This is a genomic window from Arthrobacter sp. UYCo732 (genome assembly GCF_040547265.1).
GTDB lineage: Bacteria > Actinomycetota > Actinomycetes > Actinomycetales > Micrococcaceae > Arthrobacter.
The window spans coordinates 42,726-67,318 of the sequence record NZ_JBEPPJ010000023.1 but is presented as its reverse complement, the minus strand read 5'-3'; the positions used below and the strand labels follow the sequence as shown (position 1 = coordinate 67,318).

The following is a 24,593-nucleotide window of genomic DNA, read 5'->3' as shown; positions in this document are numbered from 1 at the left end:
TCGGCCAACACCTTCTGCTTCGCGCTCAGCCGGGCATAGCTCATGGCCTTGTGCCGGGAGGCGTTGGCCCGGACCTTCGTCCCGTCCAGTGCCACGTGGCCCAGCGAGACCATGCCCGCGGCCCGGCAGAGTTCCAGGGCCTGGAGGAACACGTTGGCCAGGGCCGCGAGGTGGCGTTCGCGGAACCGGGCGATCGAGCGGAAGTCCGGGGCCTGCTGGGCGGCCAGCCAGCGGAACGCGACCACGTCCGTGCAGGCCTTTTCCAGTTCCCGCGAGGACCGCACCCCCACGCAGTACCCGTAAAGCACGATCCGCAGCATCAACCGCGGATCATACGGCGGCTGGCCCTTGGCCTTGGCGTAGGAGGCATGGAACCGGGTCAGATCCAGCTCCCCGTCAACAAGCTCACCAATGAACCGGGCCAGATGGCCCTGGGGCAACCACTCCTCCAGCGACGGCGGGACCAGCATCACCGCATCGGGCTCGAACGCCTTGAAGCGTTTCCTGGCCCCGGCGTTGGCATCCATGGGCACATCGGAGGGCTGCTCGACCCGCTCCACCAGAGACTCGTCGAACAAACCATCCTGCGCGGAAGAACCGGTATCCATACCCCCGATTCTCCCAGCCACCCCCATCCGGACCCGGTCAATCCGCCGGCGTTTTAAAAACCGGCACCCTCACTACTGACCCACGCACCTAGGTGTTAGGGATGGCCCGAACGCTGTTGTTCCGCTTGTCGTGCGTGAGTTCCACGAGGCCGAGCGCTTCCATGAGAGGCGGCAGATACATGCCAAAACGTCCGCGGTAGCCCTTTCGCAAGCCATACCAGCCCGCCACGGGGTTGGCCGGGTCCCTCCCCCACGCTTCAACCGTTCCCTCCGGTGCGGGCTTATTTTCGTCGGCGGCTCCGAGCGGCACCCAGTCGCCCTGCTCCAGCAGCCAGGCGTGGAGATCCTCAATAGCCTGGGCGTGGTACTTGAGGGTGGTGGAACCCACCTGGCAGACCAATGCGGGCGGATCGGCGTCAAGATCCCGGTACATGGTGTATTCGGACGATCCCGGCGCCGTCACCAGTAACCATGGATCGGACCGTGTTCCTTCAGCCATGATGTCTCTTTTCAGAAGAGCCCGACGACGGGCTGGGACGTTCAGACTATGGCAAACCGCAGAGCCGCAACAGGCACTACCTCAGAGCCTAATGAGGAGGCGTGCAGGTGGTCTCGGGACCGTACGTGAGCCACGCGGGCAGGGCTGCGGTGAAGCTGTCCCGAATTCCCGGCGTATTGGTTACTGTCCAGTCGACGCGGCCCTTCACCTCCGCTTCCTCTTTGTGCCATTCGAACCAGTTGATCATTTTCAGCTGCGGCAACGTGGCCGCGACGTCCACAGCGAATATCTGCTCCCACCAAGCGCGCTTAATGGCCAGTTCGTCCGCGCCACCGGCGCCGGGAGCGTACAGGGCGGCGGTTTCCGGGATGGCCACCGGCTTTTCGTGGCCGTCCCCGTAGACGTGATAGAAGTCGGGGAGCAGGCTGTCGTCACCGTTGGCGCCCACGTAATTTCCGGTGAGCTGCTCGGCGAACTTCCCCTTTTCCGGGAGTTCATTCTCGCCCCACGGATAGCGCGCACCCCAGTGGTACAGCGACATGCCCACCCAGTCCACCGCCGCATCCCCGGGGTAATACGGGGCGTAAGAATCGTCGGCCATGGTGAGGGCGCCGTCGTCGTCCGTGTCCAGCGCCGCGAAGTCGGCGGTACCGGGCTTGGCCTCAAACTGGCCGCCCGCGAAGGGATAGCCGCCCCCGTAGTTCGGCGCCCACATCATCGCCGACCCCGGAGCGCGGGTGTGGACGGCGTCCGCCACCCGGGTGAACGCGTCCACATACGCGGCAGGCTGTTGGGACCAGGGATACCAGGATCCGTTCATTTCGTGGGCGAACCGGACAATCACCGGCACGCCATCGTTGTTGAACGTGGCGAGGTCCGCAGCCAGCGCGGCAATGGCGTCGTCGGTTACCGCGGCCAGGCCGTTCATGGGTTCGAGGGTCAGCAGCATCATCTGCCCGCCGGTACGGATCTGGTCCACCGCCTGCTGGAGGTGCACCCGCTCCTCGGCGGTGTAGGGGAACCCGGCGAAGGACACACTGACCGCGGGTTTGTGGCCCAGATCGGCGGCGAAGCTGGCCAGCGGCTTGGCATTCAGGTCCAGGTTGACGCCAAACCAAGCGCCCGACGGCGGGACAAGACTGCTCCGGTCCAGCACCTCGCAGGTGGGCAGGGAAGGTGCAGCCTGGCTTGGCGGCTGGTTCAGCGGCTGTTCCCTGGCGGCGAGGCCACCAGCGATACCGGCCGCGCCAATGCCGGCAGCAGCAAGGCAGACGATCACGGGGACAACAAAGTCCGTCAGTGCCATGCGAGTAGAGACCTTCCTGACCTGCGGCTATGTCCCACAATCCTATGCGGCGCCACAGGTAGCGCTGGACCGGGACTTCTGCTCTCCGGTAGTTGAGGCTGTCGAAACCCCGGCCCGGTAGTTGAGGCTGTCGAAACCCCGACCGCAAGGAGGTAGCCGTAGGATGCGGTACATGGACATTGCCGTTGCAGGGGGTACCGGAACCGTTGGCCGCTACGTTGTGGCCCTGGCGAGGGACCGCGGACACCGGGTGACAAGCCTGTCCCGGTCCGAGGGTGTGGACCTGGTGACTGGCCAGGGCCTGACCGAAGCCCTGCAGGGAGTAAACACCGTTATTGACGTCTCCGGCATCCAGACCCTTTCCACCCGCAAGGCCGTTGGCTTCTTCATTGGCGCGGCCCGGAATTTGCTCGCCGCGGAGAAGGCGGCCGGCGTCCGGCATCATGTGGCGCTCTCGATCGTGGGCATCGATCATGCCGCTTCGGGGCTGTATGCCGGGAAACTCGCCCAGGAGGCAGCGGTCCGGAAGGGAGACGTGCCTTGGACCATCTTGCGCTCCACCCAGTTCCACGAGTTCGTGCCACTAACCATCAGCCTCGCATCCGTGGGCCCCGTGGTCGTGGTGCCGCAGATGACCACCCAGCCGGTCGCAGCACGGGAAGTCGCCGAGGCGTTGGTTGGCGCAGCAGAGGCGGGGCCGCAGGGACGGGTCGCGGATCTTGGCGGTCCACGGCGGGAACAGCTGGCGGACCTGGCCCGGGAGTGCGTGCGCCGGTCCGGGCACCGCAAGCTGGTCCTGGCCATCCCGGCGCCGGGCGCCATGGGCCGCGCCATGCGACACGGTGACCTGATCCCGGCGGCGAGTGCCGCCGTCGGACGCCAGACGTTCCGGGAGTGGCTGGAAGCCCGGCCCTAGTGGCTCCGCCTGTGATGCATAACGCCGGCGACGAGGCCCATGGTGCCCACCAGGGATCCGAGGATGATGCTGAGGCCTGAGACGTATTCAAGAATGGTCATCGTTGACGCACCTTTCATATGGCTGGTCCGCTGACGCTAACGGTCAATGCTCAGGATCAGCGCAAGACAGGCCCGCGTGTCGGATCACAATTCAGCCCCACGCCCCAAGTGACTCGCAGTTGACGTCGTGAAAACCCCGAATGACGACGTTAAGTGCGAGTCAGTTGGGAAGGGGGGAAGCTACCGGTAGCCGTCCACGATCGCCGCCGCGATCTCCTTGTACGCCCGCCTGGTTTCGGGGCGAAGGACGTCCAGGGTGACGAGGTCGCCGTCGGCCACGCCGCGGTCGTGCGGGACGGCGATGAGCTGGCGGCAGATCCCGGCGAGGTGCTCCTCGATGGCGTCCTTGTCCACGCGGGAGGAGACCTCGTCCTTGTCCGTGATGACCACCACGGCGTTCCGGGCCAGGTCCTCATACCCGTGGCTGGCCAGCCAGTGCAGGGTGCTGCGGGCACGCTTGGCGCCACTGACCGCATACCCGGCCGCGATGACCAGGTTGTCGGCCGACTGCAGGATCCCGCTCATGGCATTGTGGGTGACGCCGGTGCCGCAGTCGGTCAGGGCCACCGAATAGTAGTTGGAGATCAGCTTGCGGATCCGCAGGTACTCCTCCGCAGTGAGCGAGTCCGAAACCTCCGGGTCCTGCTCCCCCGCGATCAGGTGCAGCCGGCCGGCGTGGTGCATGTAGCGGGCCAGCGCGGTGAGCGAGTCCACGGATTCGATGTTCTTAAGCAGGTCCGTGATGGTGCGCGGGCTGGCCTGCTGGTAGATCCCCTCGCCCAGGGCACGCTCCACAAGGTCGCCCGAGTCCGGGTTGGCGTCGATGGCGCAGGGCGCATCGCCCCGGAATTCGGCCAGGGTCAGGCCCACGCCCACCGTGGTGGAGGTCTTCCCGATCCCGCCCTTCAGGCTCAGCACGGCCGTGTTGTAGGACCCCTGCAGCTGCCGGGCGATGCGCCGTGCCAGTTCGTCCTCGTCGCGCTGCTTGGCGCTGGGCCCCATGTTCCAGGCCCCGCGGGTCATGGCGTAGATGGCGCCGCGGACCCCGCCCACCGGCCGGGGCTTCTGCTCTTTCACAAACAGGCCCGGGGAGCTGATGAAGTCCGGCATGGGGCTGTCGGCGATGACATCCGCGGCAGTGGGCCGTATGCGGCGGAACGCGGGGGTTTCGGGAACGTACGACGACGGCGGCGCGGGTGTGTCGCCGTCGTCCGCCACCGCAGTGGTGAGGGAGTGGTGCTCGCCCGGGTGCGCGGCGCCGGAAGCCTGCGCAGGCTGCTGCGTCGCCCGGGGCTGCGCCGTGACCGGCGGACGGGCGGGCCGGCGGGTGGGCGCCGGAACATGCGCTGCGGGCTTGGCCTGGTCGGCGGCGGCCGCTGCCTCCGCCCAGGAGGTGCGGCGCGGAACGGGGGTGCCGGCGTCGGGCGTACTGGAAGGCTCGGGAGTTATGGCTGGCATGGTTCCTGTCTGGGCGTCCGCGAGCGCACCGTCGGCGCGGCGGAGGTCGCGGCGTCGTCGGGACGGTTGCGGTTGCCCTGCATCCTCTGCGATGGGTCGTGCGTTCTGATCCGCCGGATCGGGCATGTCTGTCCCCCCAGGACGTTCGGCACAAGGTTCTGCGGCACTTTACGGACTGATTCAGTCACCCAGTCTAGGTGCTGGGCCAGAAAGGCGAGGTCAGTGGCGGGTGAGGGCGGCAACCACAACGCAGGCGGTGAGCGCCAGAAGGACGCCCAGGATGGCATAAGCCTGCCATTTGGGCCGGGCCTTATGGGGGTTGATGTCTACGTAGGGCATCTAGCTGCGGTCTCTCCTAGTGGCGGTCACCCGTATGGCGCGCCGCTTGAGGCGCAGCACCTGGTACATCGCACAGAAAGGAACCAGCAGTGTGCCCAACAGCGCACACAGCGCCAGGGCATAGTCAGTGAGAGCCACAGCGGCCTCCATCGGTTTAGCAGTGATCCCCCATGCGATCACGGGTCACGCTAGCCGGAAGTCGCGGCGATTTTCAAGTTACCGAAACCCGGGCGCGGAGGGGTGGCCGCGCCGGCTCCTCAGAATGGGTCAGGAAAGTGGACCCTGACAGCCTGCCCGGATACCGGTTGACCGCCATCAGCACCACTGTCACCGTGGCACTGCCAGGCCGGCCAGCAGCACGTACGAAACCGCTTTGAACCTGCGACGACGGTGCTCCCGCCGGGACTCGCGCGCTGTCCACGTGAGCCGGCTGGACCGCACGGGACGCTGAGACTCATCGCGTCGGCCAAGGACCGGATGGTGCTGGTGGTGGCTCTGGCGATCCTGAGCGCCGTCAGCCCCATGGCCACGGACATGTACCTGGCGTCCATGCCGCGGATGGGCGAGTTCTTCGCAACGCCCGCGTCCGTCGTCCAGCACAGTGCGGTCCCCATGGCCGTGTGCTCGGCCCTCGCCGTGGCAGCGGTGATGGCTGGAAGCCGGGCGGACGCGCCCCATACCCTGACTCCCCGGACCGGAACCACCGGCCTCTCCACGATATGATCAAGCTACTTGATCAAGTTGCTTGTATAATCGAAGAATGACCGATGACCCAGCGACAGACCCGGTGCTCACGCACTCCCTTTTCGACGCCCTGCACCCGCTGCTGCGGAAGCTCAACGCCGAACGGACCATCTCCCCCGGCAAGGTCGGCGTCCTCCGCCACCTCGCGGAGCACGGGAGGGCGACGACGTCGGAACTCGCCACCGTGGTCCGCGTCAGCCCGCAGGCCATTTCCCTGTCCGCGCGGGAACTGGAAGGGCTGGGTTACGTGGTGCGCGTCGCCGATCCGGCGGACCGGCGCCGGGCCTGGCTGGAGCTCACCGAAGCAGGGCGGCAGAAGCTGCATTTGGAGTTGTCCGCCGGCCGCGGCTGGCTTGACCGGGCCATCAAAGAGCGCCTGACTCCGGCGGAGCGGAAGGCCCTGGCTGCTGCCATCCCCGCGCTCCGGAACCTTGCAACGGAGGCGCCGAATGACTGAAACCCGCTCCCCCCTGGTGCCGGCACTGATCTACGCTGCGCTCTCCACTGCGATCGTCAGCTCGCTGGGCATGCTGCTGGTGCCCACCATCTCCCGGGAGATGGACGTGCCCGTGGGTACGGCGCAGTGGATGCTCACCATTAACCTCCTGGTGGGGGCTGTGGCCACCCCCGTGATGGGCCGCCTCAGCGACGGTCCACACAAGAAGCGGCTGCTGCTCTGGGCGCTGCTGGTCATCTTGCTCGGGTCCGTCATCGCCGCACTGGCGCCAAACTTCATGGTCTTCCTGATCGGCCGGGCCCTGCAGGGCCTGACCTATGGGATTGTTCCAGTGACCATCGCCCTGGCCCGCCGCTATGTCGCCGCCGGCAAGGTCCGGTTCGCCATCTCAAGCCTGTCGGTGACCGTGGCAACAGGCCTGGGAATCGGTTATCCCCTGACCGGGCTGATCGCAGGGCTGTTCGAGTTCCGGTTTGCCTTCTGGTTTGCCGCCCTGTTCGTGGTCACCGCCATCATTGTGGTCTTCCGCACCGTGCCCGCCGGGCCTGATGAAAACGCCCCGAGGCTCCCGTTCGCCTACACCGGTGCGGGGCTGCTGGGTCTTGGCCTGGGCGTCCTGCTCCTCGGCATCAGCGAAGGGCCCAACTGGGGCTGGGGCGCGCCACTGACCATCGGAGCGTTCATCCTGGCAGCGGTCCTGCTGGGGGCCTGGGTCCGGGCTGAGCTGCGCAGCCGGCACCCCCTGATCAACCTCCGGGTCCTCCGGAACGGGGAGGTGCTGCTGGCCAATAGCACCGCCGTCGGGCTGGGCGCCGCGATGTACATCGGTCTCTCCATTTCCAGCCTGATCGCCCAGACCCCGGCGTCCACCGGCTACGGCGTGGCACTGCCCGTGTTCTGGGCCGGTTTTGTGATGTTCCCGTTGTCGGTGGGCAGTTTCAGCGCGAACCGGCTGGTCCGCCGGCTCTCGCACCGTATCCGGCTGACCACGCTGTTGCCCATCGGGGCCGGCATGATGGCAGCAGCCGGCATGCTGCTCTGGTTTGCGCACACCCAGTTGTGGGAAATCCTGGTGGGAATGCTGGCCTTGGGCCTTGGCATGGGGGCGAGCTACGCGGCCATGCCGGCGCTGATCGCCCGCAGCGTGGCCAGTGCGGAGCTGGGCAGTTCCGTGAGCTTCAACCAGGTCCTGCGGACCGTGGGAAGCTCGTTCGGCACTGCCGTTTCCGGCGCGGTACTGGCTGCCAACATGGCACCGGACCTCCACCCGACCGCGCGCGGCATCAGCGCGACACTCGAAATCGGAGCATTGCTTTGCGCCGCGGTATTCGCCGCCCTGCTCGCCCACGCGCTGGTAACGCGGTCCCAGAACCTAGCGGGCGCCCGGAAGACCGGGTAAGGCAGGGGAACAATAGTCTGCCACCAGCAGCCCTTGGAGAATAAATACCCACCCGCCCACTGTCAACGCATTTTTTCCACGTCTCTAAAACGGATTGTAATGTGATATGTTCCTCGATGTATTGCCTTCTTGGGGGGAGGCCAAACTGGGCTTTAGCCTGGCAATAAGTATTTCCCTCTGGGATCCGTAAAAATCATCTGAGAGGGATTTCCTTGTCCAACAATCTTCAGTTTGCCCCGGGCGAATCAAATGTCCACGTGGCAAAGTTCAGCCCGTCCGTCATCCTCTTCTGGCTCAAGACAGAGCTGGGAGTCACCAACACCCGAATTCTTTCGAAGCGCGCCAACTCGCTGCTCGGCGTGATTCCCTTGGGCTATGCAGAGGAAACCTTCCCGCTGGCTAATACAGCTAGCGTGGGCGTGGAAGTTAAGTTCTCCCTGGGGCGGGCCATTTTCGGCCTCATCCTTCTTATTGCGGGCCTGAGCAACCTCAATGCGTTCATTGGCTGGCTCGTTTTGCTGCTCGCCATCTCCCTCATCCTCAACGCAGTGAGCGCTGTGATGAAGATCAAGAATAACGGCGGCGGCGAAACCAAGCTCCAGGTCTCAATTCTGGAAAAGGCCAAGCTCGAGCAGTTCCGCAACGAAGTGAACGCGCGCCTGTTCGCAGACCACCAGGGGCTCCGGCACCAGGAAACCATGGGAATGCACACCATGGGCCTCCTGAACCAGCAGGCCCAAATTAACCTGCAGGAACAGATGAACCGCAACATCTCGGAAAAGTAGCCAGAGCATTTCGCTGCGCAGCCAGGTGTGAGGGCGCGGACGGCTATGCCGTCCGCGCCCTCACTTTTTGTCGAAGCAAAACGTCAGTGCAGCGGACGCGTCTCCTGAAGGCGCTTGATGAACCAGCGGGACTGTTCCGGGCCGTACGGCAGGACGGGGATGGCCTTGGTGGCATCTGAGGGGGCTTCGCGGATGGAAAGCTGGGCCTGGCGCACGGCCGTAGTCATGGTGTTGGCCATGGTCTTCACGAACTGGTCGCTGCAGGGCTGGCCGTGACCGGGAATGAGGAACTCGTAGCGGTGGCGCAGGGCGGAGATGTGGCGCAGGCTGTCGGCCCAATCCTCCGGGTAGGAGTCCTCGAAGGACGGGTGCGCGCCCTGCTCCACCAGGTCGCCCACAAAGAGGGTGGTGGGGCTGCCCACCAGGAGGTCGCCGTCGGTATGGCCGCGGCCCAGGTAGAAGAGGGTGACGGTGAGCCCGCCCAGATCCACCAGTACGGGCCGGTCCCGGACGATCGCGTTGGGCACCACCAGGTCCACGTTCTCGCCTTCGCCGGTGGACATTTCGGGCTCCAGCGTTCCTACGAACCGGCGCTGCAGGTCTCCGTGGCTGTCGATTTCCCCCGCACAGTTTTCGTGCGCCCAAAACTCCGTGACGCCGTCGGACGCGAACACGGCGTTGCCGAAGAAATGGTCGTAGTGCGCGTGGGTGTTGACGACGACGAGCGGCAGCTGGGTTTTCTCCCGCACCGCGGCCAGGATCTCGCGCCCCTGCCGCGGCCCGCAGCCGGTATCCACCACCATGGCCCGCTCTGAGCCCACAATCAGTCCCGTATTCAGCAGCGAACCTTCGGTGACCAGCACGTAGGTGTCCGCGCCGACGTCGAGCCATTCTGACATTGTTTCTCCGTACCTCCGCAAAGCCGTGTGGTTCTTCTTGGCCTCGATTCTACCCACGGGCCCTTGGGGTTCCGGGGAGGCCGGGACGCGGTTCCGGCTCTTGTGGAGGCATCTGCCCGGTGATCAGAGCAGCAGGATCACCGGCGTCCTGGCCGCTGAAGAGTCCCGCTGCTCGTCGTGCTGCTGCGCATGGGTGGCTACCGGACCAGCGTGGCCCAGGACTCCAGGAACTTTTCGGCAAGGTAGGCGTGGCCGGCGGTGTTCGGGTGTGCTCCGTCAAAATTGAAGCGCGGGCTGTTGGTGCCCGTGAACCAGCCGGCCCCGACGGCGTCAATGAACGGAGCGCCGGCAGCTTCGGCGCCGGCGCGGACCGCGCTATTCGCGGCGCCCAGTTGCCCGGCGAACGGCTGCGGGGCCGAGGGCCCCAGGACCACCACCTGGACACCCGGCCAGAACCTGCGGGCCGATTCGATGGTCTGCGTTGTGGCCGTGGTGATTTGGTCGGGGTTGGTGATCAGGGCGTCATTCTGTCCGCCCTGCAGAATGAGGATGTTGGGGACGAAGGCCTTGTTGCCGGCTATTTTCTGCAACCGGACACCGTATTCAAGGTTGCGATCACCCTGCGGACCGCCGCCCCAGGCGAAACCGGTGCCGGGCACACCGTCGATGTTGGTGGGGTATCCCAGCGACCCGGCCACGAGGTACGCCCACCCCTGGTCGGCCGGACTTGCGCCCACGCCGGCGGTGTAGGAGTCGCCAAGGACCAGGAGTACGGGCTTGGCCGGAAGCTTGATCCCCAGCCGCGAAGCCGATGCTGTGGCAGTAGCCGAAGCCGTTGCCGTGGCCGTAGCCGTAGCCGTAGGGGCAGACGACGGAGTCGCCGTAGCTGCCGCGGTAGCAGTCGGCGGGCTGACCCTCAGCGCGGCCGAAGGTTCGTTTGGACTCCGCGGGCCCATCAGGGCGATGCCCGCCACGCCAAAGGCCACAACAGCCAGCAGGAAGAGTGCTCCGTACTTGATCCATTCCTGCCTGGTCACGCGCAGTCCCCCACCGTTTCTGGTCACCCGGCACATCTTACCGGCAGGCGTCGTGCGCACCGGTGTCCGGGGTTTCGACCGGCTCAACCCCCAGGTATCGACAAGCTCAACCACCGGGGCCGGGTCTAGGCTAAGTGCATGAGCAGCGACCACCCCGTTTTGGCAGGCCTCGAGGCAGAACTCGGCTGGATCCGGGACACCTATACGGACCTGCACCGGCATCCCGAACTCAGCCTCGAGGAGCACCGGACCTCGGAACTCGTTGCGGAGAAACTCACCTCCTTCGGCTACGAGGTCACGCGCATGGGCGGCACCGGCGTCGTGGGCGTCCTTGCCAACGGTGCGGGGCCCACGGTCCTGGCGCGCGCGGACATGGACGCGCTCCCCGTCACCGAGGCCACGGGGCTGGCCTACGCCTCGGAGGTGGCAGGGGTGATGCACGCCTGCGGGCACGATGTGCACGTCAGCACGCTGCTCGGCGCCGCCAAGCTGATGGCGGACCGGCGCGGGGCGTGGTCGGGGACCTATATCGCACTGTTCCAGCCGGCGGAGGAGATCGGTGCCGGGTCGCAGGCAATGGTCGACGACGGCCTTGTCACCAAGGTGCCGCGGCCGGACGTCGCACTCTCCCAGCACGTGATGCCCATCGCCGCCGGCACGCTGTCCACCACGGCCGGTCCAGTGCTTTCCGCCGGGGATTCGCTGAAGATCACGGTCTACGGCAAGGGCGCGCACGGGTCCATGCCGCACATGGCCGTGGACCCGGTGGTGCTGGCAGCCTCGATCGTGCTCCGGCTGCAGACCATCGTTTCGCGCGAGACCAAACCGGGCGATTTCGCGGTGGTCACCGTCGGGGCGCTGAATGCGGGTACGAAATCGAACATCATCCCGGACCGCGCCACGCTGCTGCTGAACATCCGCACCTACGACAAACAGGTCCGGTCCGCGCTGCTCGCCGCGATCGAACGGATCGTCAGGGGTGAGTGCGTCACCGCCGGCTCGCCGCAGGAACCCGAGTTCGAGTTCTACGACCAGTCCCCGCTGACCAGTAACGACGCCGCAGTGACAGACAAAGTCACGGCGGCGTTCGTCCGTCACTTCGATGCTGGCGCCGTGTTCCGTGCCACGCCGCAGACCGCGTCGGAGGACTTCAGCCGCATCCCGGATGCCTTCGGCGTTCCGTACACGTTCTGGTTCCTGGGCGGCGCGGACCCGGAAACGTACCGGGCCGCCGTCGCCAACGGGACCGTGGCACAGGACATCCCGGGGAACCACTCCCCCTTCTTCGCGCCGGTCATCGACCCGACGCTTTCCTTGGGTGTGCAGACCCAGATCATCGCAGCACTGTCCTACCTTTCACAGGATGCGTAAGCCCTTGGTAGCTGAATCGACGGTACGAATGCCAGAATTTATAGACCCAGCAGAAAAATCCAAAGAAAGGTAGGGCGTCGTCATGAGCGAACAGTCCGGACAGAAAAAGATCAACGAGGAAGTCGAAGCACTCGAGGACGAGCAGCCCACCCAGGAGTTCAAACACCAGATCAGCGGCGAAGAGTGGCACGGTGACGCCGCGGACCAGGCCAACGACCTGCGCGAATACGAAGAGGAAGCGGAAATCCGGGCGCAGTCAGGCCACCACGGGGACGCGGACAAGTAGCAAAGACTACCCCGGCGGCTCCGCGTCAGAATCCAAGGCCGTCGCCGGAAAACTGGGCGGGGTCACTTGCCCTACGCCTGCGGTCCGCGTATCGGCTGATTCCCCCTGCCCCGCGAGGGTGGAGCACGCCTCACAGCGCCCGACGAACTGGTGCGAGCAATCCGGCGGATCCGCGGTTTCCCCGTTCGGCACCCTGATCCGCATGTGATCACTCCCGTCCTTGTCCACGTCGCGATCGGCGGGTCACTTCGATGGCGCCGGCGGTAACCGTGGTGGGCACCAACCCTGAGTCCCGCCGGCAGCACCATTTAACCGAATGACCCGGCGCAAGGCACGAGTAGCCTGTACTCGAATTTCCAGCCACGGGTACGGGGTACGACGGCCCCGCACCGTGGGCTATGAAAAGCCGTCTAGCGCATATCTTGCGTGCGCCAGGATGTCTTCTTCATCGAGGCGGGACAGTTCCGGGTTCGGATCGTCACTGACGACGTTCTCCCGGACGAGTCGGCGAACAGCTTCAACCAAGCGCTTCATTCGCTGAAGGTAGGTCCCGGCGCGGGCCCGTCAACAGCGTAGGAGGTACCTCATTCTGCGGCGACGAATACTTGGCCTGGTCCAGCCAAGGGTGACCGGTGAAGATCCCACCCGTAGGCCACGCACTACAAGTCCGCTAGCACCCCTGCCGGGTTTTCCATGCAGTCGGCAACGAACCGGAGGAACCCGGCTGCTGTGCCGCCGTCGCATACGCGGTGATCGAAGGTCAGCGTGAGTTCGGTGACCTTGCGGACCGCGAGTTCCCCGTCCACCACCCATGGCTTGTCCATGATCCGTCCCACGCCCAGGATCGCCACCTCGGGGTGGTTGATGATGGCTGCGGAACCGTCCACGCCGAACACACCGTAGTTGTTCAGCGTGAAGGTGCCGCTGCCCAGCTCCTCTGGGGCTGCCTTGCCGTCGCGTGCGACGGCGGTGAGCCGGCGGATCTCCGTGTCCAGTTCGCGGGCGCTGAGTTTGTCGGCGTTCCGGATGGAGGGGACCATCAGGCCGCGGTCCGTTTGGGCCGCGAAACCGAGGTTGACGCCTGCGAAGGCCACAATCTCCTGGGATCCCTCCGCAGAGGTCTCGATGCGCGTGTTCAACTCGGGGAATCGTTTTAACCCAGCCGTGACAAAACGGGCGACGAAGGCCAGGAGGCCCGGCGTTGAAGCCTCCGGATCAGACTTCTTGAGCCCGGCCCTAAGCTCCACCAGGGCAGTCGCATCAACGTCAACCCAGACGGTGGCCTCCGGAATCTCCGCCCGGCTGCGGGACATGTTCGCGGCAACGGCTTTGCGGACCCCCTTGACGGGCGTCCGGGAGGAAATGCCCAGGCCGGTGCGGGCGTCGGTGATTGCCGGCTCCGATGATGGAGCCTCGGTGGCTGAGCCGGGGGCCACGACCGCAGGTTTCCCTGACCGAGCCTGCGAGGTTAGGGGGCGGGTGGGGAGGATCACCGCTTCAACATCCCGGCGCATGATCAGTCCGCTGTCGCCGGAGCCGTGAAGGTCGCCGAGGTCCACGCCGTGTTCCCGGGCCATCCGCCGGACAAGCGGCGAGATGACGGCGCCCAGTTTCCCAGGCACCCTGGTACGGAGCAGCGAGAGATCGTCGGCGGAAGCTTCGGAAGGCGCCGCCACCGAAACCGGCTTGCGCGGAGCCCTGCTCCGCCGCGACTGGCCGTCGCCGCCGGGGGTCCCGTAACCGATCAGCACATTGCCGGACCCGGCCTTCTCCTCCTCGCGGTAGGCGTTGGCTGCCGCGGTTTCGACCACCGGTTCTTCCTGAGGTTCGGCGGGGGCGGCATCATCCGCGCTGGCCCCAAAAACCACCGAGCCCGCCGGAGCCACCGAGATCAGCGGCTTCCCCACGTCCAGTGTCTGCCCGGGTTCGCCGTGGAGCACCGTGACAGTGCCGGCATAGGGCGACGGCACTTCCACCACGGACTTCGCCGTCTCCACCTCGGCGATGGGCTGGTCCACCCGGATCTCATCGCCCACAGAAACCAGCCAGTTGACGAGCTCGGCTTCGGTCAGGCCTTCGCCAAGATCGGGCAGCATAAATACTTGCAGTGCAGAGGTCATTGGTCAGTCTTCCCACTGGAGGTCGTCAACGGCGTCGAGGATACGGTCCACGCCGGGCAGGTAGTAGTGCTCGAGCTTCGGCGCCGGGTACGGGACGTCGAACCCGGTGACCCGGCGGATCGGCGCCGCGAGGTAGTGGAAGCAGCGCTCCTGGACCCGCGCCACGATCTCGGAGGACACGGACGCGAACCCGTGCGCTTCGGCGATCACCACGGCCCGGCCGGTCTTGCGGACGGACGCGCACACCGTCTCGTCGTCGAACGGAACAATCGAGCGGACGTCGATGACCTCCAGCGAGCGGCCCTCCTCTGCAGCGGCAGCAGCCGCGGCGAGCGCCGTGGGCACGGACGGTCCGTAGGCGATGAGGGTTGCTTCGGTGCCGGAACGCGCGACGGCGGCCCGGCCTTCCGACGAGGAACCCGACTCACGATTCGCGCTGTGAGCAGCCCGGAGGTCCTCCAGGTCCACCATGTCCTTGGACCAGTACAGCTTCTTGGGCTCCATGAACATGACGGGATCGTCCGAGTCGATGGCCTCCCGCAGCATCCGGTAGGAATCAGCCACGGTGGCGGGCGTGAACACCTTCAGGCCGGCCGTGTGGGCGTAGTAGGCCTCGGAGGAGTCGCAGTGGTGCTCCACTCCCCCGATGCCGCCGCCATACGGAACCCGGATGACCATGGGCAGCTTCAGCGCTCCCTTGGTGCGGTTGTGCATCTTGGCCACGTGGCTGACGATCTGCTCAAAGGCCGGGTAGGCGAAGGCATCAAACTGCATCTCCACCACCGGCCGCATCCCGTTGATGGCCATCCCCACGGCCATGCCCACAATGCCTGACTCGGCCAGGGGCGTATCGAAGCAGCGCTGCTCGCCGAACGTGCGGGTCAGGCCGTCCGTGATGCGGAAGACCCCGCCCAGCTGGCCAACGTCCTCGCCGAACACCAGGACGGAGGGATCGGCATGCATCGCGTCGGCCAGGGCCGTGTTGAGGGCTTTGGCCATGGTGATGGACTGCGGGCCGGCAGCCTCAGCCGCAGAAGCGGCCGCAGCGGCGGCCCGGGCGGTGGCTGCGCTGACGTTGCCGTTCGCCTCGGAGGACGTGGTGACTGTCGGGCTCATTTTGCGGCCTCCCCGGTGGATGCGTCGCGGGCAAGTTCGTCGGCCAGCATGGCGGCCTGCTCCTTCAGTTGGGGTGTGGGTTCGGAGAACACATGGCGGAACAGCTCCTGCGGATCCACCGGAACATCCTCACCCAGCCCTTCACGAAGCTGCGTGGCCACCTCCTCAGCATGAGCGGCAATCCGGGACGCGCCGTCGTCGTCCAGTAATCCCCGGCCGGTGAGGTACGTCCGCATCCGGTTCACCGGATCCTTGGCCAGCCACTCGGCAACTTCACTGTCCTGCCGGTAGCGGGTGGCGTCGTCGGCGTTCGTGTGCGCCTGCATCCGGTAGGTGTTCGCCTCCACCAGCAGCGGGCCCGAGCCGCCCCGGGCGAGCGCAACCGCGCGGTCCAGCACGGCGAGGAGGGCCACCACATCGTTGCCGTCCACGCGTTCGCCGGCCATGCCGTAACCCACGGCCTTGTGCGCCAAAGAAGGCGCCACGGACTGGTGCGCCAGCGGAACCGAGATGGCGTACTTGTTGTTCTGCACGAAGAAAATGACCGGCAGGTGGAAGACGGCGGCGAAGTTCAGGGCCTCGTGGAAGTCGCCTTCACTGGTGGCGCCGTCCCCGCACATCGCCATGACCACCGTGTCCTCGCCGCGCAGCTTGGCCGCATGCGCCACCCCGACGGCGTGCAGCAGCTGCGTGGTCAGGGGCGTGCACTGGATGCCCACCTTGTGCTGGGCGGGGTCGTAACCGCTGTGCCAGTCGCCGCGGAAGATGGTCATGGTCTGCACGGGATCAACGCCGCGGGTCATGACCGCCACGGCGTCCCGGTAGGTGGGGAACAGCCAGTCGCCCTCGGCGAGGCAGAGCGCCGCCGCCACCTGGCAGGCTTCCTGCCCGTGGCTGGACGGGTACACGGCCATGCGTCCCTGCCGGACGAGTGCCGAGTTCTGGTCGTTGACGCGGCGTCCGACGACGAGCTGCTCGTACGCGGCCAGCAGCTCCTCGTCGCCGGGCAACGGATACTCGTGGCCGGGTTCTGTGCCCTGCTCACCTTCGGCCAGGAGCTGCCCCTCCGGGTCCACCATCTGGATCTGGTGCCGGGCCGGGAGCATGTAGTCCTCCACCGTGATGCCGAACTTGCGGACGGCTTCGGTGACAGCATTTTCAGCCGCCCGGTGTTGGTCCGGGTCCGGCGCAGAGCCGGGGGCGGTGCGGGGCGCAGAGTGGTCCGCGGAGATCGTCATTGGTCAGTCCTTCTGTAGCCACTATTCCTTCCCAGTATTGACCTAACAGCTGTTTCGTATCCAGAGCTGCCGTTAATCGTGGAGAAGTCGGCAGGAGATGGATATTCTGGGAGACGAATCGCAATCAAGGGCAGCACTACGGCAGGGAGCTGTGGACATATTGGCAGATACACCAGACCGGGTTGAGGCGGCGTCGCTGGACGACGTGGACCGCCACATCATCGCCGAGCTGACCCGGGACGGCAGGATGTCCGTGACGCAGGTGGCGCAGAACGTCCATATCTCCCGCGCCCACGCCTATACCCGGATCGCGCGGCTCACCAGCGAAGGGGTGCTGACCAAGTTCACCGCCCTGGTGGACCCCATCAAAGCGGGACTCAAGTCCTCCGCCTACGTCACCCTCAAGGTCAGCCAGCACTCCTGGCGGGAACTGCGCGAACAGCTCCGCGCCATTCCGGAGGTCCACCACATTGCCCTGGTGGGCGGCGACTTCGACGTCATCCTGCTGGTGCGCGCCATCGACAACACCGACCTCCGCCGGGTGATCTTCGACCAGCTGCAGTCCATGCCCGGCGTCCTGGACACGCAGACGTTCCTGGTGTTCGAGGACGTGGATACGCGCTGACCACGCCCAACGCGCATGGCCCGGCCGGCAGAACACGGCTTATCCGATCCCGCGAGACGAAGCTGCACGGGTACCGGTAAACCGATTTGAGAAAACATTTGTTCTCTAAAAGTCTCGACTATATGAATTCATCGGCGTAACTTTGCATCTGGAACAAGCGTCCGTGATCTGTATCACATCAGTGGGGCTCGGATTAGAGCCGGACTGATGGGGCAGACTGAAAGGAGAAAGCCATGATTCTTAGGGAAATTTCGTTCGACCGGTTCATGTTCACCTGCACTGGTTGCGACCACGCCTGGGGTGCCGACTATGACGTCCAGCATGTTGAGGACGGTCACGGGCACGAACGGGACTACTTCTTCCGTAGCGGACTGCACTGCTCCGATCCCACCGGTCTGGGCGAAACGACGTGTCCCCACTGCGGCCGGACCGCGGTCATTGCCCACCACAGCGCCCAGCAGGCTGGTCCCGCAGCTACTGACGAGGCCCCTGAAGTGCCAGTCCAAACGCCCGCCCCGGCCCCGGAGCTGCCGGCGGAAATACCTGCACCGGCCCGCAACGTCGATTGGGATACGGCGCCGCTGCTCTCAGGCACTCGGTAGGCCCTACCCGCCTGGCACTCAACCCCACCCTGGCCCTGATGCCGGGGTGAGGTTGAAGGCCGGAGGGTCCTGTTTATAGTGGGTGGCAGATCGCCCTTGTGGCCTGCCAGCACCTTGGTTACCGTGAACCCCATGGATCGGTAACTGGAGTGCTGGGGCAGCGACCACTTACGGGGAAGGAAGCCCAATGTTCACAGCCCGGCTGCGAATCGCCCGCTTTGCACCATCACTTGCAGTCCTGTTTCTGGCCACAGCCTGCATGCCACCTCAGCCAGCACCCACTAATACCGGGCCGGCCACTGCTCCCCCACCCCTCGCGGTGACCCCTTCCTCAGCGGCTCCCCCCACGCCCACCGGCACGCAAACCACCAGCGGTAACGCCGGGCCCACCGGGAGCGCGGCGCCAAAAGACTGGGCAGAAACGGTTCAACTGGTCAATTCCGGCGTGGCACGCCTTGCCGTCACTTTGTGCGACGGCGGCGGTGTGGGCACGGGATTCCTGGTGGGAAACGATCTCATCATTACTGCCGCCCACGTGGCCAAGAATGAGGCGGCCATCAATGTCTCGGTCGGCGGCCAGTACACGTCGGCGCAGGTCCTGGGAATAAACGACAATCTGGACTTGGCACTGCTGAGGACACCAACACCGCTCACAGGGCACAAGTTCGGCTTTGCTCCGGACCTTCCCGCTCAGGGTGTTGAAGTCGCCGCACTCGGGTTTCCCCTCGACAGGGGCCTCGCTTTTACATCGGGACGGGTCAGCGCACTGAACCAGGAGGTCCGCCTCCCGGCAGGGACCGTCCGGGGCCTCATCCAAACCGACACGGCCATCAACCCGGGCAACAGTGGCGGCCCGTTGCTCCTGATGAACGGCAGCGTGGTGGGCGTGGTCAGTTCAAAACGGGCGTGGGTTCTGGGCACCCATGACCAGAATGACTACGGCGCCGAGGGCACGGGATATGCCGCACCAGCGGCGGCGGCAGCCGCAGCCATGGCCGACTGGGGCCGGCGGACCACGCCGCTGCCGCAGGCCAGCTGCGACAGTCAGGCGCAAACTTCCAGCAGCAACATCATCACCACCAACAACTCGGACCACGAACAGGCGCCCAAAGTCATCCAGAGCCTGCTGACTCATGGCCAGGCGATCAACCGGGCAGCCTACGACACAGCCTTTGCGGTTCTGACGCCGGAGCTTCAGGCAAGCGAGGGCGGATTCGCCAAATGGAGTTCCGGCCTCGGAACGTCATTCTGGCGAGCCCTGACCGTCAACAGCATCCGGGGTTCAGGCACAGAATTGACCGTGGACACGGTCCTCCGCACTGAGCAGTCAGCGGCTCACGGACCGGGAGGCCAAACCTGTTCGGACTGGGGTCTCCGCTACCGGATGAAGTGGGACGGAACCATCTGGCGCATAGCGGAGGCAACCACTCCCGGAGGGCCGCCGAAGGCCTGCTGAAGCAGTGCCGTCGGCGTCACTTGCGCCCAGAGAACCAAAGAATTCCTGACGGTGGCTTTAAGATTCGATCAAGACGCCCGCCCCTGCCCTATCGCGTCCCGGCCGGCTCTAGCTCCCGGACGCGCTCCGGAAGGGAACGGACGAGGTCGGGCTCCAACTTTTTGTTGGCCCAGCGGCGGATGGGGCGCTCCACAAAGCGGAACGACAGGTAAGCCAGCAGTACGGTCAGCGCGGCGGCCGCCGGGACGCGGAGCCAGAGTGACGGGACCAGCGGTATCAGCAGGAGGTAGACGGGCAGGTGCCAGAGGTAGGCGGCGTAGGAGAGGTCACGGCCGGGGTTGGCGAGCCAGGGGTGGCTCAGGATCCGTGAGGCGAGGCCAGCCGGCCGGAGGACCAGCGATCCGATGATCACGCCGGCGAGCAGTGCCAGTGCGGTGGGGCCGGCGGTCCAGAAGACACTGAACCAGGGGCCGGTCTCGTTCGGCTCCTTGAGCGCGAACACGGCGGCCACCAAGGCGAGCCCGGCGAGCGGCCCGGCCCAGCGGGCACCGGACTGCAGCGAGGCGTGGACCCTGGATTCGGGCTTGACGGAGGTGAACAGCAAGGCGAGGGTGCACCCGAGCAGCAGCTGGTCGGCCCTGGTGTCGGGTCCGTTGTAGAGCCGGGCCAGCGGCGCCCCGTCCATGACCAGATGGAATCGAGAAACCAGGAACCCTGCGGCCAGGACGGCGGTCAGCCAGGCGACGGTGCGGACCTTCCAGAACCTCAGCATCACCAGAAGGAGCAGCGGCCAGACCAGGTAGAACTGTTCCTCGACGGCGAGCGTCCAGGTGGGGCTCAGCGCGTTGCCGCCGGTGGAGGAACCGAACATGCCGAAGTTGGAGAGGTTCATGACGTAGCCGGCCGCCGGGATGGCGTTGGCTTCCTGGCCGCCCCATCCGGACAGGGGAAAGATCAGTCCGCCCAGAACCACCACGGCGCAGACAGCCAGCAACGCCGGCCAGAGCCGGGCCAGCCGCTTGGCGTAGAAGACGCCCAGGCGGAGCCGGCCCGTGGCCTGATACTCCTTCATGATCAGGAGGGTGATCACGAAGCCGCTGAGCGTGAAGAACACGTCCACGCCGATCGAGCCGCCGGGGACGAGCTCCGTCACGGTATGGAAGAGGAAGACGCCAATCACGGCAATGGTGCGCAGCCCGTCTAGGGCGTGCTTCCGCCCTGAAATCAGCCCGTTTTCGGGCGCGAACGGACGTTTCTCCAAGGTCGGGGTTGCCCCGTTTCGGTTAAGAACCACTAAGCAAGCATATATAACGTTTCTATAACCACGCCAAGTGGGGGCTGGCAGAACCCTACAAGAGCGCGCGCCACGGCCGTTGGAATCACGCATCCGGCGTTGGCCATGCGCCCGAAACGCAATGGTCACTTACCCTGCCCTTGATCCCCACACAATCTCAGTATGGGGACAAAACAGCACACCACTTTCTGCCCGACGTGCGGGAAGAGCACCAACCACGTAACCCGGTATCAGAAGACCGACGGCGGCGGCTGACCGCCACCGTCAACTGCACGGAGCACGCTGAGGCTGCCGCCTAGATCCCGACCTGCCGGGGCGTGCAGTCGATCGGCGCCGATGCCGGCCAGCCAGCTGGCGAACAGGCTGAAACCCGCTACAAATGCCATGCCTCGCGCCCAGTAAGTTGAACCATCTGCCACGTATGGGAAGCGCCGTTTCATGGATGTTGAGGACTTCCGAAAACCTAACGGGAACCGACGCTTCGGATGACGTTTTGCATCCAGAAGGCAATCGCCTGCGCCGCCGCAAACGTCATCCCCGTCGTCAACCTGACTCCCAGAGCGTATACGACGCGCAAACAGATCAATATGGCCTGGATCTACGACGTCACAGTTGAGGGCCTCGGTCATGAGCGGACCATCATCAAGATCATGGCACCCTTGCCGACATCAACATTCCGTTTGGCTGGCGCTTCACACTGGGCGGCTCCAGCGTTGAGAGCGGAACTCTCACGTTCAGGAACTTCACCGTGCAGGGAACCGTGCTCGATGACACCAACGGCATCCCGCGCCGTTCCCACACGCGTTCTGCTGGCGGCGGCCTTGACCAGGCATTTGCCTTCTGGGGGATCTCCAGCCAGCAGCGGGACGGGACGTGGATGCGAGCTTCTTTGTTATCCGCGAGGTCCGAGTAGCCCACGCATCCAGCTCCACGATCATCAACGAAACAACCGGCCAGCGGCTCAATGTCATATGGAGTCAGGATGCTACGGGCGGACGGACTTACGCTTGGGCATCAACGTTCAAATTTGCTAGAGAAGCGTCGCCAGAAGCGTCCACCAGCCGCTGGTGCCGTGATGCTGTCACCTTTGTGCGGGACGGATTCGACTGGGCGGAGTCAGTTGGTCCGTGGTCATCAGATGGGTCGGCAACGTTGATGCTGGCCTTACTGGTGGAAATCGCCCACGCGGCGACGACGGCAGAAAACGCCAGCGTCAACGGTCGCCCGTACGCCCAGGTGGAAAACAGGACATCCCAGATCCCCAGGGCGGATACCAGAATAACCAAGGGCGCCCAGCTTCCTGCGCAGCGCCAAATCGCAGCCAGGAAAAGCAGCAGCAAGAGCATAGGGAGGGCGGCGCCCACTACGCCGCCCTCCGCCCACCCCTCGCCCAACAGGGAATGCACAGAAACCTTGCCGTCAAGTCCCACCCACAGGTGCATGAAGTCTTTCGGGAGCAGGCCCATGCTGTATGCGATGTCAGCGCCTTCGCTAATCGTATGGAAATCGATTGCGTCCAGATTGCCCCAGCCGAAAAGCCACTTCTCCGAGATGGCGGCAATTGACAAAGGCGGCTCAACTCGGCCCGCCAGGAAGGCTGGCCCGTCTTCCCCAAGTTGCGAGGCGGTGCGCAGCCGCACGGCCTCGCCAAACACCCCGGATTCAACCGCGGCGGGAAGTATTCGGTAGAGCGAGTAGAGCGCACCTGCTCCAACGATCAAGCGGAAAAATGGGAATCCCCCCTTACTGCTCCTCCCCTTCGTGATGAGGATGACGGCAGTGAAGAAGCAAACAAGCCCGTGAGACCTGAAGCCGAGGAATAGGCTGGCAGATCCGACGACCAGCAGTGCCACGGCTGGTATCAACCGACGATGAGTCAATGCGCACAGCATCCAGACGCAGACTATGGCGACGTAAGGACCAATGCCATATTTCCAGAGATGCTCGAACGTGTCCGTATTCTTGGGCTTGAATAGCACGAAGAACATGGCGCTACCCATAGCTCCCCAGCCAAGGAGTTGCGCCGCCGATGCCTCTCCGCTGGTCAATTTCACACCTGCCACTATGAACAAGGCGGTAGCTGTGTAGTAAAGGATATTTCCGCTCACGGGCTGCTGTTGGTACATCGCACTTAGCAGCAGGGCGACCACACCAGCGGCGGACCATATAGCAAGCGATTTTGTCCGTGCAGGCCATCCGGCAAGAGGTTTAGCAAACATGATCGCCAGTGCTGGAATGGCGGCGTATGAAAAGGCATAGCCGTATAGCGGAAGTCCGGCAACTGCCGCCACTCCCGTAACGCACCGCAACCATCGTCTGCGCGGGTCGTTACTCACGCCCAGTCGGGCGCTCACGGATGCCTTGAGCTTCGGAATCTTCCATAGACAGAAGGGCAGAAGCAGGATCACGACGATGGCGGCGGTCAGGGCGACGACATAGCCCAGCGCTTCCAGCATAAAATATTCCCCCAACACCCTGAATGAGACTCCCCCATTGTAGAGGTCGAATAAATCCGGTTAAGCACGAACTTATAACCGGCCCGTAACACTCACTGCTACGGGCCGGTCTTTCATACCAAAGAAGGGGCACCATCACGATGACGAAAATTCTGGTGTTCCGAATGCGATGACCTCGACATATCCGATCTGTGGCGCGTAACGGACAGCGGGGATCCGCTGCACATCTCACCGTCAGTGCTCGTGCATCAGCGACAGCGGCTGATCAATAACGATCTGGAACAGGATGCGCTTCTCGCCCCGGAGAACATAACCACTTCCCGCGCTGCAACTTCTTTGTCCGAACCGGGCACATCGAGTTGTTGAGCGACCGCACACACAGCATGGGTGGCCAGACGTTTCCATTGCCGCCACTGCCGGAATGGTTTCGGGCGGAAGCAAGCGTCGGGTTAGCCTGAATTGATGACGCCCGTGGCGGGATCGAAATCGGGTGATGTTGCCGTGAACTTCCGGCACGGCCGCCAGCATGTCCAGCATCCGCGCGCGGTCTCCTCCTGGCTGGAGCCTCCGGCGCCGCCGACCAGGCAACATCGTCGGCAAATACGGCGATCACTGCCTGGCAGACCAGAGCTTCGCCCTTGGGGTTCGGGTACCTTTGCTGGAGTTCGCCGCGGCGCCGGTTGCCGTACCCCGACTGCGGACCGGGCACGGACACCAGCAGCAGGGATACGTGGCCAAGGAGATCCGTCGCCCCTGCCAGCTTTGCTGCTTCGGCTGGATCCAGGACAGGTTCTCGCATGCCGAGGATGGCGTCCTCTTTGGCGGGGGAGGCCGCCTCTTGGCGCTCCGTGGTTCCGGCCGCCAAACCCGGATACGAATATGAGAACCGTGCCTCGAATGGAAGGGAGAGCACATGATCATTCGGCGCCGCCCTCGTTCGTGATCTGACCCGCCAAGGTGACCTGGCGTGGACCATGCTTCAACTGGTGACCTCACACGCCGCTGGGAAATTTTGGACTATGAAATCAAGCAGCTCAGGTCTCAGATTGAAACGCTGGTGACCGACACAGCCCGTAAGCAGCTCCAACTCCGCGGCGTCGCCACGAGATCGCCGGACAGTTCCTGGTCGAATTCGGCGATAACACCGCCGCATCTGCGACGAGACCGCTCGCAAAGCTTTGCGGAGTCGCCCCACAACCTGCGAGCAGCGGACGAAGGCCCGGGCCGCACCGGCCCTTCCGCAGCGGCGATCGCGCCGCCAAAAGTGCGCTCTGCATCATCGCCATCGTCCGAATGCACCGCCACGAGCCCACCCGCAACTAAGCGGACGACTCGCCGCCGAGGGTCTCAAACGCACGATCATGGGCTACCTCAAGCCCTACACCTCCAGAGAGGTTTACTCGCACCTTCCCCAGCCGGGGCCGTGGCGATACAGGAGCATCGAACGGTTTAATCGCACATGCTCAGAAGGGCCTTAAGTC

General features: G+C 64.9%; 25 protein-coding genes. 12 read left to right on the top strand and 13 right to left on the bottom strand.

Going from position 1 to position 24,593, the window contains the following annotated elements; all coding sequences use genetic code 11:
- The 3 genes from ABIB45_RS20125 to ABIB45_RS20115 all read right to left on the bottom strand — a co-directional run.
- Positions 1 to 527, bottom strand: a 527-nt coding sequence (locus ABIB45_RS20125; protein WP_502914555.1) for a transposase, incomplete at its 3' end; no start/stop codon positions are given.
- A 169-nt stretch (positions 528 to 696) separates the two neighbouring features.
- The gene (locus ABIB45_RS20120) at positions 697 to 1,107 is read right to left on the bottom strand and encodes a DUF6855 family protein (protein WP_354217619.1); all 411 of its coding nucleotides are present in this window, start codon (positions 1,105 to 1,107) and stop codon (positions 697 to 699) included.
- A gap of 88 nt (positions 1,108 to 1,195) precedes the next feature.
- On the bottom strand, positions 1,196 to 2,413 hold the full coding sequence (locus ABIB45_RS20115) for a glycoside hydrolase family 26 protein (protein ID WP_354217618.1): 1,218 nt from the start codon (positions 2,411 to 2,413) through the stop codon (positions 1,196 to 1,198).
- Between the two features lie 172 nt (positions 2,414 to 2,585).
- Here ABIB45_RS20115 and ABIB45_RS20110 point away from each other — a divergent pair, with 172 nt between their 5' ends.
- On the top strand, positions 2,586 to 3,329 hold the full coding sequence (locus ABIB45_RS20110) for an SDR family oxidoreductase (protein ID WP_354217617.1): 744 nt from the start codon (positions 2,586 to 2,588) through the stop codon (positions 3,327 to 3,329).
- A 281-nt stretch (positions 3,330 to 3,610) separates the two neighbouring features.
- Here ABIB45_RS20110 and ABIB45_RS20105 read toward each other — a convergent pair whose 3' ends face one another.
- Both ABIB45_RS20105 and ABIB45_RS20100 read right to left on the bottom strand, forming a co-directional pair.
- Positions 3,611 to 5,014 carry a MinD/ParA family ATP-binding protein gene (locus tag ABIB45_RS20105; RefSeq protein ID WP_502914553.1) on the bottom strand — a complete coding sequence of 468 codons (1,404 nt, stop codon included), beginning with the start codon at positions 5,012 to 5,014 and terminating at the stop codon, positions 3,611 to 3,613.
- A 213-nt stretch (positions 5,015 to 5,227) separates the two neighbouring features.
- Positions 5,228 to 5,365 carry a hypothetical protein gene (locus ABIB45_RS20100; protein ID WP_354217615.1) on the bottom strand — a complete coding sequence of 46 codons (138 nt, stop codon included), beginning with the start codon at positions 5,363 to 5,365 and terminating at the stop codon, positions 5,228 to 5,230.
- A gap of 351 nt (positions 5,366 to 5,716) precedes the next feature.
- Between ABIB45_RS20100 and ABIB45_RS20095 the strand changes: the two genes are divergently transcribed.
- The 4 genes from ABIB45_RS20095 to ABIB45_RS20080 all read left to right on the top strand — a co-directional run bounded on the left by ABIB45_RS20095 (position 5,717) and on the right by ABIB45_RS20080 (position 8,612).
- Positions 5,717 to 5,950 carry a hypothetical protein gene (locus tag ABIB45_RS20095; protein WP_354217614.1) on the top strand — a complete coding sequence of 78 codons (234 nt, stop codon included), beginning with the start codon at positions 5,717 to 5,719 and terminating at the stop codon, positions 5,948 to 5,950.
- Between the two features lie 37 nt (positions 5,951 to 5,987).
- Entirely contained in the window at positions 5,988 to 6,428 is a 441-nt protein-coding gene (locus tag ABIB45_RS20090) for a MarR family winged helix-turn-helix transcriptional regulator (protein WP_354217612.1), read from the top strand.
- Positions 6,421 to 7,827 carry an MFS transporter gene (locus ABIB45_RS20085; RefSeq protein ID WP_354217611.1) on the top strand — a complete coding sequence of 469 codons (1,407 nt, stop codon included), beginning with the start codon at positions 6,421 to 6,423 and terminating at the stop codon, positions 7,825 to 7,827. Before ABIB45_RS20090 ends, ABIB45_RS20085 begins: the two co-directional genes overlap by 8 nt.
- Before the next feature lie 212 nt (positions 7,828 to 8,039).
- The gene (locus ABIB45_RS20080; RefSeq protein WP_354217610.1) at positions 8,040 to 8,612 is read left to right on the top strand and encodes a hypothetical protein; all 573 of its coding nucleotides are present in this window, start codon (positions 8,040 to 8,042) and stop codon (positions 8,610 to 8,612) included.
- 83 nt (positions 8,613 to 8,695) lie between these two features.
- Here ABIB45_RS20080 and ABIB45_RS20075 read toward each other — a convergent pair whose 3' ends face one another.
- Positions 8,696 to 9,511: an MBL fold metallo-hydrolase gene (locus ABIB45_RS20075; protein ID WP_354217609.1), complete on the bottom strand. Its 816-nt coding sequence runs from the start codon at positions 9,509 to 9,511 to the stop codon at positions 8,696 to 8,698.
- Positions 9,512 to 9,708: 197 nt separating this feature from the next.
- Complete coding sequence (locus ABIB45_RS20070) at positions 9,709 to 10,584, bottom strand: SGNH/GDSL hydrolase family protein (protein ID WP_502914554.1); 876 nt, start codon at positions 10,582 to 10,584, stop codon at positions 9,709 to 9,711.
- A gap of 102 nt (positions 10,585 to 10,686) precedes the next feature.
- On the opposite strand from ABIB45_RS20070, the gene ABIB45_RS20065 reads away from it, so the two are divergent.
- Positions 10,687 to 11,919, top strand: coding sequence for an amidohydrolase (locus ABIB45_RS20065; RefSeq protein WP_354217607.1), 1,233 nt, complete (start codon positions 10,687 to 10,689; stop codon positions 11,917 to 11,919).
- An 82-nt stretch (positions 11,920 to 12,001) separates the two neighbouring features.
- A complete protein-coding gene (locus ABIB45_RS20060; protein WP_354217606.1) occupies positions 12,002 to 12,205 on the top strand; it encodes a hypothetical protein in 204 nt (67 codons plus the stop codon).
- A 659-nt stretch (positions 12,206 to 12,864) separates the two neighbouring features.
- On the opposite strand, the gene ABIB45_RS20055 is transcribed toward ABIB45_RS20060, so the two are convergent.
- From ABIB45_RS20055 to pdhA, 3 genes are read right to left on the bottom strand one after another with little or no spacing between them, the layout of a single operon-like run.
- Positions 12,865 to 14,325: a dihydrolipoamide acetyltransferase family protein gene (locus tag ABIB45_RS20055; protein ID WP_354217605.1), complete on the bottom strand. Its 1,461-nt coding sequence runs from the start codon at positions 14,323 to 14,325 to the stop codon at positions 12,865 to 12,867.
- A 3-nt stretch (positions 14,326 to 14,328) separates the two neighbouring features.
- On the bottom strand, positions 14,329 to 15,441 hold the full coding sequence (locus ABIB45_RS20050) for an alpha-ketoacid dehydrogenase subunit beta (protein ID WP_354217604.1): 1,113 nt from the start codon (positions 15,439 to 15,441) through the stop codon (positions 14,329 to 14,331).
- The gene (gene pdhA, locus ABIB45_RS20045; RefSeq protein WP_354217603.1) at positions 15,438 to 16,679 is read right to left on the bottom strand and encodes a pyruvate dehydrogenase (acetyl-transferring) E1 component subunit alpha; all 1,242 of its coding nucleotides are present in this window, start codon (positions 16,677 to 16,679) and stop codon (positions 15,438 to 15,440) included. The genes ABIB45_RS20050 and pdhA overlap by 4 nt, the downstream gene beginning before the upstream one ends.
- A gap of 160 nt (positions 16,680 to 16,839) precedes the next feature.
- On the opposite strand from pdhA, the gene ABIB45_RS20040 reads away from it, so the two are divergent.
- From ABIB45_RS20040 to ABIB45_RS20030, 3 genes are all read left to right on the top strand, one after another.
- Positions 16,840 to 17,304: an Lrp/AsnC family transcriptional regulator gene (locus ABIB45_RS20040; protein ID WP_354217602.1), complete on the top strand. Its 465-nt coding sequence runs from the start codon at positions 16,840 to 16,842 to the stop codon at positions 17,302 to 17,304.
- A gap of 233 nt (positions 17,305 to 17,537) precedes the next feature.
- Positions 17,538 to 17,906, top strand: coding sequence for a hypothetical protein (locus tag ABIB45_RS20035; RefSeq protein ID WP_354217601.1), 369 nt, complete (start codon positions 17,538 to 17,540; stop codon positions 17,904 to 17,906).
- 187 nt (positions 17,907 to 18,093) lie between these two features.
- Positions 18,094 to 19,362, top strand: coding sequence for a S1C family serine protease (locus tag ABIB45_RS20030; RefSeq protein ID WP_354217600.1), 1,269 nt, complete (start codon positions 18,094 to 18,096; stop codon positions 19,360 to 19,362).
- Positions 19,363 to 19,450: 88 nt separating this feature from the next.
- On the opposite strand, the gene ABIB45_RS20025 is transcribed toward ABIB45_RS20030, so the two are convergent.
- From ABIB45_RS20025 to ABIB45_RS20015, 3 genes are all read right to left on the bottom strand, one after another.
- Positions 19,451 to 20,656, bottom strand: coding sequence for an acyltransferase family protein (locus tag ABIB45_RS20025; RefSeq protein ID WP_354217599.1), 1,206 nt, complete (start codon positions 20,654 to 20,656; stop codon positions 19,451 to 19,453).
- A 230-nt stretch (positions 20,657 to 20,886) separates the two neighbouring features.
- On the bottom strand, positions 20,887 to 21,042 hold the full coding sequence (locus ABIB45_RS20020; RefSeq protein WP_354217598.1) for a hypothetical protein: 156 nt from the start codon (positions 21,040 to 21,042) through the stop codon (positions 20,887 to 20,889).
- 615 nt (positions 21,043 to 21,657) lie between these two features.
- Complete coding sequence (locus ABIB45_RS20015) at positions 21,658 to 23,112, bottom strand: hypothetical protein (protein WP_354217596.1); 1,455 nt, start codon at positions 23,110 to 23,112, stop codon at positions 21,658 to 21,660.
- 526 nt (positions 23,113 to 23,638) lie between these two features.
- Here ABIB45_RS20015 and ABIB45_RS20010 point away from each other — a divergent pair.
- The gene (locus tag ABIB45_RS20010) at positions 23,639 to 23,995 is read left to right on the top strand and encodes a hypothetical protein (RefSeq protein ID WP_354217594.1); all 357 of its coding nucleotides are present in this window, start codon (positions 23,639 to 23,641) and stop codon (positions 23,993 to 23,995) included.
- Positions 23,996 to 24,219: 224 nt separating this feature from the next.
- Positions 24,220 to 24,435: a transposase gene (locus ABIB45_RS20005; RefSeq protein ID WP_354217623.1), complete on the top strand. Its 216-nt coding sequence runs from the start codon at positions 24,220 to 24,222 to the stop codon at positions 24,433 to 24,435.
- Positions 24,436 to 24,593 lie beyond the last annotated feature (158 nt).